The organism is Streptomyces sp. P5F9, from assembly GCF_057961495.1.
Genome location: NZ_JBXVPZ010000435.1, coordinates 1 through 8,065 on the forward strand (window position 1 = coordinate 1; position 8,065 = coordinate 8,065).

Genomic DNA, 8,065 nt, shown 5'->3' on the forward strand with positions numbered 1-8,065 from the left:
ACCCGGCACCCTCCCGGCGCAGCCCCTCCAGCAGGGCCGCGTCCTCGGAGGCGTCGTACGGGGTCAGCGGCGGGGGCTGGTTGGTGACGTCGTGCGTGGCGTTCCGCGGCTGCGGCGGTATGTGCGCGAGTGTCTGGGCCATAGGTGAAGTGTTGCACTATCACTGCGGTCGCATCAATGATGTAACACGAGAATCGCCACGTAGAGTACGAGGCCATGCGGATGAACGTGTCAGAAGGCCCCGGCGAGGTGGACCCGCGCCCGCTGTCCGCGCGGTCGGTCGTCCTCAGCCTGCTGCTGGGCACGCACCCGCCCGAGCTGCCCGTACGGGATCTGCTGCGTGCCGTCGAACCCCTCGGTGTCGCGGGCTCCACGCTCCGCGCCGCGCTCAGCAGGATGGTGGCCGCCGGAGACCTGCGGACCACGGACGCGGTCTACCGGCTCAGCGACCGCCTGCTGGAACGCCAGCGCCGCCAGGACGCCGCCGTACACCCCGAGACCCGCACCTGGGACGGCGACTGGGAGATGACCGTCGTCACCGCGATCGGCCGCGGCCCCGCCGAACGCGCCGACCTGCGCGGCAAGCTGACCACCCTCCGGCTCGCGGAACTCCGCGAGGGAGTCTGGCTCCGCCCGGCCAATCTGCTACGACCGCGGCCGGACGAACTCGGCGCGGTGGCTCGGCACTTCACCACCCGCCCGGAGGAGCCCGCCCGCCAACTGGCCGCGACCCTCTGGCCACTTGAGGCCTGGGCGAAGACGGCCGAGGCGCTGCTCGACCGGATCACCGCCACCGCGGACCACCCGGCCGACCGCTTCACCGTCCTCGCCGCCGCCGTACGGCACTTGCTCGCCGACCCGGTTCTGCCTCCTGAACTCCTGCCCGCCGACTGGCCGGGCGCGACTCTGCGCACCGAATACACCCGCCACCGGCGGGAGTTGATCGCGACCACGCTGGCGAACCCGGCATAGGCCGCTTCGTCAGCTCGGTGTGACTGTCTGTTAGCGTGCGCGGATGGAAGATCTGGGACTCGCGGACTGGCCGCCTGAGCCGATCGGAACCGGACGGCTCGCGCTCCGTGGATCCGAGGCGCGGGACCGTGCGACGTTCATCGAACTGCTCGCCTCTCCAGAGGTGCACACCTACCTCGGCGGCCCCCGCCCGCGTGACGAACTTGAGCGCAAGACGCCCGAGGTGCCCGAGCACCGGCCCGGGAGCCTCGTCGTCGAGCTCGACGGGGCGATGATCGGCCTGATCCTGCTCAGGAGAGCGGCCGGGCACATCCGCCCGGCCGTCGACGGGAAGGTCGATCTCGGCTACCTGTTCCTGCCACGGGCGTGGGGGTTCGGGTACGCCGTCGAGGCGTGCTCGGCGGCGCTCGGCTGGCTCGACGGGGTCCTTCCCGGCGAGCCGGTGGTGCTCACCACCCAGAGCGCCAACACCCGTTCGATGCGCCTCGCGGCGAAGCTGGGGTTCACCGAGGTGGAGCGGTTCGAGGCATGGGACGCCGAGCAGTGGCTCGGCATGCGGTCAACGGCCGTACCGCCGGGCTGAGTTCGTGCCGGAGCGGCCGTGCGAAGCGCCGTGCGGGGACGCTTCGTACGGCCGCCGTCACCGTGGAAGGCCTACTTGTACGTGATGTCCGAGGACGCGTACTTGCAGTAAGTCCCGTCCGCGCCCGTGCCGTTGGTCGTCGGCTCAGCGCCCGTGTTGTTCCCGATGTACTTCTGGCAGGGGATCATCTTCTTGCTGGTGTCCCCGACGATCGTGATGGCCTTCAGGGTCGCGCTGTCACCGTAGTTGGTGTTGATGCCGACGATCCGGCTGCCCTTGTAGGTCGCCTCGATGGTGTTGAGGTTGATCGTGCGCTTGTACTGCGTCTTGCAGTTGCCGCACGAGCGGACGAACGTACCGAAGGTCTGCGCCGCGAAGTTGGAGACGTTGAGCGTCCCGGCACCGTTGAACTGGAACACCTTGTCGCTGGCCCCCTTCGCGCCACCGCCGTTCACGGTGTACACGTTGGACGACGAGGAGCCCAGGAAGGTCGCCGCGTCCTCGCCGACGTCCTCCCACCAGACGTTCTGCAGCGTGCAACTGCCCAGGCAGTGGATGCCGTCGGCGGCGGGCGAGCCGATGATGACGTTCTTGACGACGGCACCCGGGGCCAGTTCCAGGATGGGGCCCTGGTCCTCGTCCTGGCTGCCCGTGCCCAGGTCACCGCTGCCGTACAGGCGCAGCATCCCGTAGTCCTTGGTGCCCGAGACCGAGATCGTCGAGGTCACCGCCTGGCTGCCGCTCGCGGTGGGCCAGGTGGCGGCGCTGGCCGGAGAGAGCGCGCCGGATGCCATGATCATGCCAATAGAGAGGCCGAGGGCGGCCAGAGCGCCGGTGAGCGCGCGTGATCGTGCGGAAGAAGTCATGTCCCGATTCCTTCTCCGAGGTGGGGGAGTGGTCAGAGCTTTCCGGTGCCCGCGCCGGCCGTCACCGAGGCGACGACGGTCGAGGCGGGCTCGGCGGTGTAGCTGTACGGCGGGCTGGTGAACGTGCCGACCTGCGAGATCTCGGTGGCGGCTCCACCGAGGTCGTTGCCGCTGAGGTTGGCGTAGCCGTCCACGTCGCTGTCCCGGTTCGTCGTGACGGCGACCTCCGTGTCCCGGAAGACGTTGTTCTGGACGAACATCTGGGCGCCCATGCGCGAGTGCACGGCCGTCTCGGCGCCGACGACGTAGTTGTCGTAGAAGTGCCCGGTGCCGAAACGGAGGCTGGGGATACGGGAGTTGACCTGGTCGAACCAGTTGTGGTGGTACGTCACCCGCAGATGCCCGGTGTCCTCGCTCGCGTTGTTGTCGCTGTGGCCGACGAGCGAGCCCTTGTAGTGGTTCTTGAAGGTGTTCCAGGAGACGGTGACGTAGTCGGAGGCGTGGCTGATGTCGACCAGGCCGTCGTAGTAGTCCTTGCCGTGGTCGAGGTCGGACGAGAAGGCGTTGTGGTCGATCCACACCTTCGTCGAGGCCTGCACGGTGATGCCGTCGGCGGGCGCGACCGGCTTGCTGATGTTCAGATTGCGGACGACGACGTTCGTGACCTTCTTCAGACGCAGCCCGCCACCGGTGAACCCGGACGCCGAACCGACGCCGAGGACCGTCGTGTTGGACCCGACGTCGACCTGACCGCTCAGCGAGATCAGCCCGTTGACCTTGACCACTTTCGAACTGTTGCCGGTGACCGCCGACTTGAAGGCGTCCAGCGTCGACACCGTGACCGCCGTGGCGCTGCCGCCACCGGTCGTCCCGGCACCGAAACCGACCGGCGAGGCGTCGGCTGCGGAGGCGGACTGGGGGAGCGTGAGCACGGCCGCCGCGGCGAGGGCGACCGCCGCCAGGGCTGATCGTCGGGGATGTGGATGTGGGGGGCGAGTACGCATGCGGGTGCGTCCCTTCTGGGGGAGTGGAGTGATCGTGTACGTGAACGATGTACGCCATGAAGGACCGCGCGGTCACACTTCTGAACGGAACGTAGGGTGCAAGCGCTTTCTAGTCAACGCTTGTGCAGAAACTATTCGAAGCGTGGGAGCGCTTCCATGGCGCCCATGTCCATGTCACGATGCCGATTGTTCTCCCCGAAAGATGCCGCACGAGCCGCGATCAGAAGGGACGATGACGTGCGCCCCACAGCCGCCGACACCCTCAAGTCATCGAGAAAACCGCCGCGTTCGGTACTCGTCGCCCTCTTCGGAGCGCTGGTGCCCTTACTCGCGGCCCTGACCCTCCTGGCGCCCCCGGCCGCCGCCCGCACCGAGGCCGTCCCCACCGCCACTCTCACCGAGGTCACCGCCTTCGGCGCCAACCCCAGCAACCTGCAGATGTACGTGTACGTCCCGGCCGCCGTCACCGCGCACCCGGCGGTCGTCGTGGCCGTGCACTACTGCGGGGGATCGGGCCCGGCGATGTACTCCGGCACCGAATACGCCTCGCTGGCCGACCAGTTGGGGTTCATCGTCGTCTACCCGTCGGTCACCCGCGCCAGCAAGTGCTTCGACGTCTCCTCGGCCCAGGCCCTGCACCGCGACGGCGGCAGCGACCCGGTCGGCATCAAGTCGATGGTCGACTGGGTGACGAACACCTACTCCGCCGACACCTCCCGCGTCTTCGCCCTGGGCATCTCCTCCGGCGCGATGATGACGAACGTCCTCCTCGGCGACTACCCCGACGTGTTCGCGGCCGGCGCGGCCTTCGCCGGCGTGCCGTTCGGCTGCTTCGCCACCACCGACGGCTCCGAGTGGAACACCGCCTGCGCCAACGGCACGGTCGTCCAAACCCCCCAGCAATGGGGCGACTTGGTCCGGGGCGCCGACCCCGGCTACACCGGCCGCCGCCCCCGCATGCAGCTGTGGCACGGCACCGCGGACGACACGCTGCGCTACCCCAACTTCGGTGAGGAGATCAAACAGTGGACCAACGTGCTGGGCGTCAGCCAGACCCCGGCCGCCACCGACTCCCCGGCGACCGGCTGGACCCGCACCCGCTACGGGGCCACCGGTGACCAGGCCCCCGTCGAGGCGATCAGCCTCCAGGGTGTCACCCACAACCTCTACACCTATGGCATGGGCGCCCGCGTCCTCACCTTCTTCGGCCTGACCGGCGGTGGCACCACGCCCCCGCCCTCGACCGGCCCCTGCAAGGTGACCGTCACGACCAGCGCCTGGAACACCGGCCTCACCGCCTCCGTGACGCTCACCAACACCGGCACGAGCACGGTCAACGGCTGGCAGCTCGGCTTCACCCTGCCCACCGGCCAGGCCATCACCAACGGCTGGGGCGCCACGTACGCCCCCGCCTCCGGCACGGTGACGGCCACCAACGCCTCGTACGACGGCACGATCGCCCCCAACGCGAGCGTGACCATCGGCTACCAGGCGAACCACACCGGCAACAGCGCGGCGCCGACGGCCTACACGCTCAACGGAACGGCCTGCACGGTCGCTTGAGCCACTCCGGGGTGCGTGCCCGACGCCTCCGGCACGCACCCCGCCCCCAACTCCCGCCAGAGGAAGGCCGGTTCCGTGCAGCCAACGAGACGGACAGCGATCGTCGCCACGACGACAACGGCACTGTCGGCCCTGGTCGCCACCAACCCAGCACGCGCCGAGGGGAGTTCGGCCCCTTCCGTCACACACTGGGTGAACACCTGGACGGCGATGCCCCAGCTCACCGAGCCCGGCAACCTGCCACCCGCGCCGTTCACCGGGACCGGATCGGTCCTCGTCGACACCACCCTGCGCCAGACGCTCCGCGTCACCACCGGAGGCCGGAAACTGCGCCTGCGCTTCTCCAACGCCTACGGCGACACCCCGCTCCCGCTCACCGCGGTGACGTTGGCGCTCCCGCAGGACGGCAGGGCGGGAGCGAGCGCGATCGTGCCCGGCAGCAGCAGACCGGTCACCTTCGCCGGGCGCAGATCGGCGACCGTCCCCGTAGGTGCCCAACTGGTCTCCGACCCACTGGACTTGGACCTGCGCCCGGCGTCCGTCCTGACCGTGACGGCCTACCTGGCGACGGGCCAGCCCTCGCTCGCGCTCACCTCGCACCCGGGTTCACGCACGACGTCGTACCTGCGCACCGGCGACCACACCGAGGACCAGGACCTGCTGCCCGGGGCGACCCCGGTCGACCACTGGTATCTGCTGAGCGACGTCGAGGTCCTGGCCCCGCGCGCCACCACGGCCGTCGCGATCCTGGGCGACTCGCTCACCGACGGTCGCGGCTCCACGACGAACGCCAACGACCGCTGGCCCGACCAGCTCTACGACCGCCTCCGCACCCACCCCGCCACCGCGTCCGTGGCGATCCTGAACCAGGCCGCCGGCGGCAACCGCGTCCTCAACGACGGCCTCGGACCCAACGTCCTCGCCCGGCTCGACCGCGACGTCCTCTCGCGCAGCGGAGTCACCCGCCTCATCGTCTTCGAGGGCGTCAACGACATCGGCACCGCCGACGCGACCCCCGCCGCCCAACACCAGGTCACGGAAGACCTGTTGGCCGCCTACGGCCAGATCGTCGTCCGCGCCCACGCCCAGGGCATCCGCGTCTACGGCGCGACCCTGCTCCCCTTCGGCGGCAACACCTACGACGACCCGGCGGGCGAACGCGAGTCCTCCCGCCGGGCGGTCAACTCCTGGATCCGCACGGCCGGTTGCTTCGACGCGGTCCTCGACTTCGACCGCGCCGTACGCGACCCCGCCGACCCGCGCCGACTGCTCCCGTCCCTCCAGGTCGGCGACTGGCTGCATCTCAATCCGGCGGGGTACGGGGTGTTGGCCGCGACGGTCCCCGCCGGACTGCTGCGCTGATCGGGGCGTAGGGAATTCGGTGCCGGTGGGTGGGCCGTCGTGCGTGTCACGCCCCGCGTCCGAGGCAGGATTTCCGCCGGTCGGACCCTAGACGACCGGCTCCTCCGCGACGGCGCCGGCGGGAGCCGCAGTATTGGCCGCGGGGGAACTCCCCTTCGACGGAAGGTGGTTGAAGAGCAGGTTCAGCACGATCGCCGTCAGGCAGCCAGCGCTGATGCCGCTGTTCATCACCGTCTGGAACCAGTCCGGGAACTGCGCGTAGATCGTCGGCACCCCGACCGGGAGCACGCCCACGGCCACCGAGACGGCGACGACGGTGAGGTTGTGGTTGTCCTTGAAGTCGACCTGGGTCAGGGTGCGGAGACCGCTCGCGGCGACCGTGCCGAACATGACCAGACCCGCGCCGCCGAGCACCGGCGCCGGTATCGCCGCGACGACCGCGCCGAGCTTGGGCAGCAGGCCGAGGACGACGAGGATGCCACCGGCGACGGCGACGACCCAGCGGCTGCGGACGCGGGTCATGCCGACGAGGCCGACGTTCTGAGCGTACGCCGTGTAGGGGAAGGTGTTGAAGACGCCGCCGAGGACGGTGGAGAGGCCGTCGGCACGCAGCCCGTCCGCGAGGGAGCGCGGTTCGATCTTGCGGTCGGTCATCTCCCCGACCGCGATCAGGTCACCGGTCGTCTCGGTCATCGTCACCAGCGCCACCACCAGCATCGACACGATCGCCGAGGCGTGGAAGGTGGGCGTACCGAAGTGGAACGGGGTGCTGATGCCGACCCAGTCGGCGTCCCCGACCCCGCTGAAGTCCGTGAACCCGAACACCACCGCGGCCACGAGCCCCACGGCCATGCCGATCAGCACCGCGATGCGGCTCAGGAAGGCGGGCGCGAACCGCTGCACACCGAGGACGACCGCGAGGACGAACGCGGCGAGCGCGATGTTCTTCGGCTCACCGAAGTCCTTGGCGCCCTGACCGCCGGCCGCCCAGTTGCCCGCCGCCGGCAGCAGCGACAGACCGATGATCAGGATCACCGTGCCGGTGACCAGCGGCGGGAAGAAGCGCAGCAGCCTGCCGAAGACGGGGGCCAGGAGCGCGATGGCGAGCCCGGCGATGATCACGGAGCCGTAGATCGCGGGCAGTCCGCCGCCCGTCGTACCGATCAGCACCATCGGGGACACCGCGGCGAACGTACAGCCCTGCATGATCGGCAGCCGCACGCCGAACCGCCAGAAACCTATGCACTGGATGAGCGTCGCTATCCCGCACACCAGCAGGTCCGCGGTGATCAGATACGCCAGATCGGCGGCCGACAGCTTCATCGCCCCGCCCACGATCAGCGGCACCGCGACCGCGCCCGCGTACATCGCGAGCACGTGCTGGAGCCCGAAGGCGGCCAGTTGCCGGACGGGTGGGACCTCGTCGACGGGATGCACGGGGGTGGTCGTGGCCATGGGCACTCCTGAGCGGCGGAGAGGGGAGAAACGTGCGAACAGTTCGAGACCGTAGGCGCCTTGAACAGTTTGTTGATTTCTGGGTTGTTGCCGCCGTGTGTCTTGCCCGGCTGCTATGTGTGCGCCCCACATATCTCTATGTGCGCGCCTCACGTGCCGCCGCCAGCAGGGCCGCCCAGTCCGGCAGTTTGACCACACCACCCCGCCCGAGCGAGACCCCCAACTCCGCCTCGGCCCGCTCGATGGCCTCCCACCCGCCC

At 69.7% G+C, this 8,065-nt stretch carries 7 protein-coding genes; 4 read left to right on the forward strand and 3 right to left on the reverse strand.

Annotated elements, in window-relative coordinates; translation table 11 throughout:
- Window positions 1–216 precede the first annotated feature (216 nt).
- Both AC31A1_RS41535 and AC31A1_RS41540 read left to right on the forward strand, forming a co-directional pair.
- Window positions 217–972, forward strand: coding sequence for a PaaX family transcriptional regulator C-terminal domain-containing protein (locus tag AC31A1_RS41535; protein ID WP_489658268.1), 756 nt, complete (start codon window positions 217–219; stop codon window positions 970–972).
- A 43-nt stretch (window positions 973–1,015) separates the two neighbouring features.
- Window positions 1,016–1,555: a GNAT family N-acetyltransferase gene (locus tag AC31A1_RS41540; RefSeq protein WP_489658269.1), complete on the forward strand. Its 540-nt coding sequence runs from the start codon at window positions 1,016–1,018 to the stop codon at window positions 1,553–1,555.
- A gap of 71 nt (window positions 1,556–1,626) precedes the next feature.
- Here AC31A1_RS41540 and AC31A1_RS41545 read toward each other — a convergent pair whose 3' ends face one another.
- Both AC31A1_RS41545 and AC31A1_RS41550 read right to left on the reverse strand, forming a co-directional pair.
- Window positions 1,627–2,421 carry a pectate lyase gene (locus AC31A1_RS41545; RefSeq protein WP_489658270.1) on the reverse strand — a complete coding sequence of 265 codons (795 nt, stop codon included), beginning with the start codon at window positions 2,419–2,421 and terminating at the stop codon, window positions 1,627–1,629.
- A 32-nt stretch (window positions 2,422–2,453) separates the two neighbouring features.
- Window positions 2,454–3,425, reverse strand: a complete 972-nt coding sequence (locus AC31A1_RS41550; protein ID WP_489658271.1) for a pectate lyase family protein — start codon at window positions 3,423–3,425, stop codon at window positions 2,454–2,456.
- Between the two features lie 237 nt (window positions 3,426–3,662).
- Here AC31A1_RS41550 and AC31A1_RS41555 point away from each other — a divergent pair, with 237 nt between their 5' ends.
- Window positions 3,663–4,988 carry an extracellular catalytic domain type 1 short-chain-length polyhydroxyalkanoate depolymerase gene (locus AC31A1_RS41555; RefSeq protein WP_489658272.1) on the forward strand — a complete coding sequence of 442 codons (1,326 nt, stop codon included), beginning with the start codon at window positions 3,663–3,665 and terminating at the stop codon, window positions 4,986–4,988.
- A gap of 75 nt (window positions 4,989–5,063) precedes the next feature.
- Window positions 5,064–6,350 carry an SGNH/GDSL hydrolase family protein gene (locus tag AC31A1_RS41560; RefSeq protein WP_489658273.1) on the forward strand — a complete coding sequence of 429 codons (1,287 nt, stop codon included), beginning with the start codon at window positions 5,064–5,066 and terminating at the stop codon, window positions 6,348–6,350.
- Window positions 6,351–6,437: 87 nt separating this feature from the next.
- Here AC31A1_RS41560 and AC31A1_RS41565 read toward each other — a convergent pair whose 3' ends face one another.
- Complete coding sequence (locus tag AC31A1_RS41565) at window positions 6,438–7,805, reverse strand: nucleobase:cation symporter-2 family protein (RefSeq protein WP_489658274.1); 1,368 nt, start codon at window positions 7,803–7,805, stop codon at window positions 6,438–6,440.
- Between the last annotated feature and the right edge of the window lie 260 nt (window positions 7,806–8,065).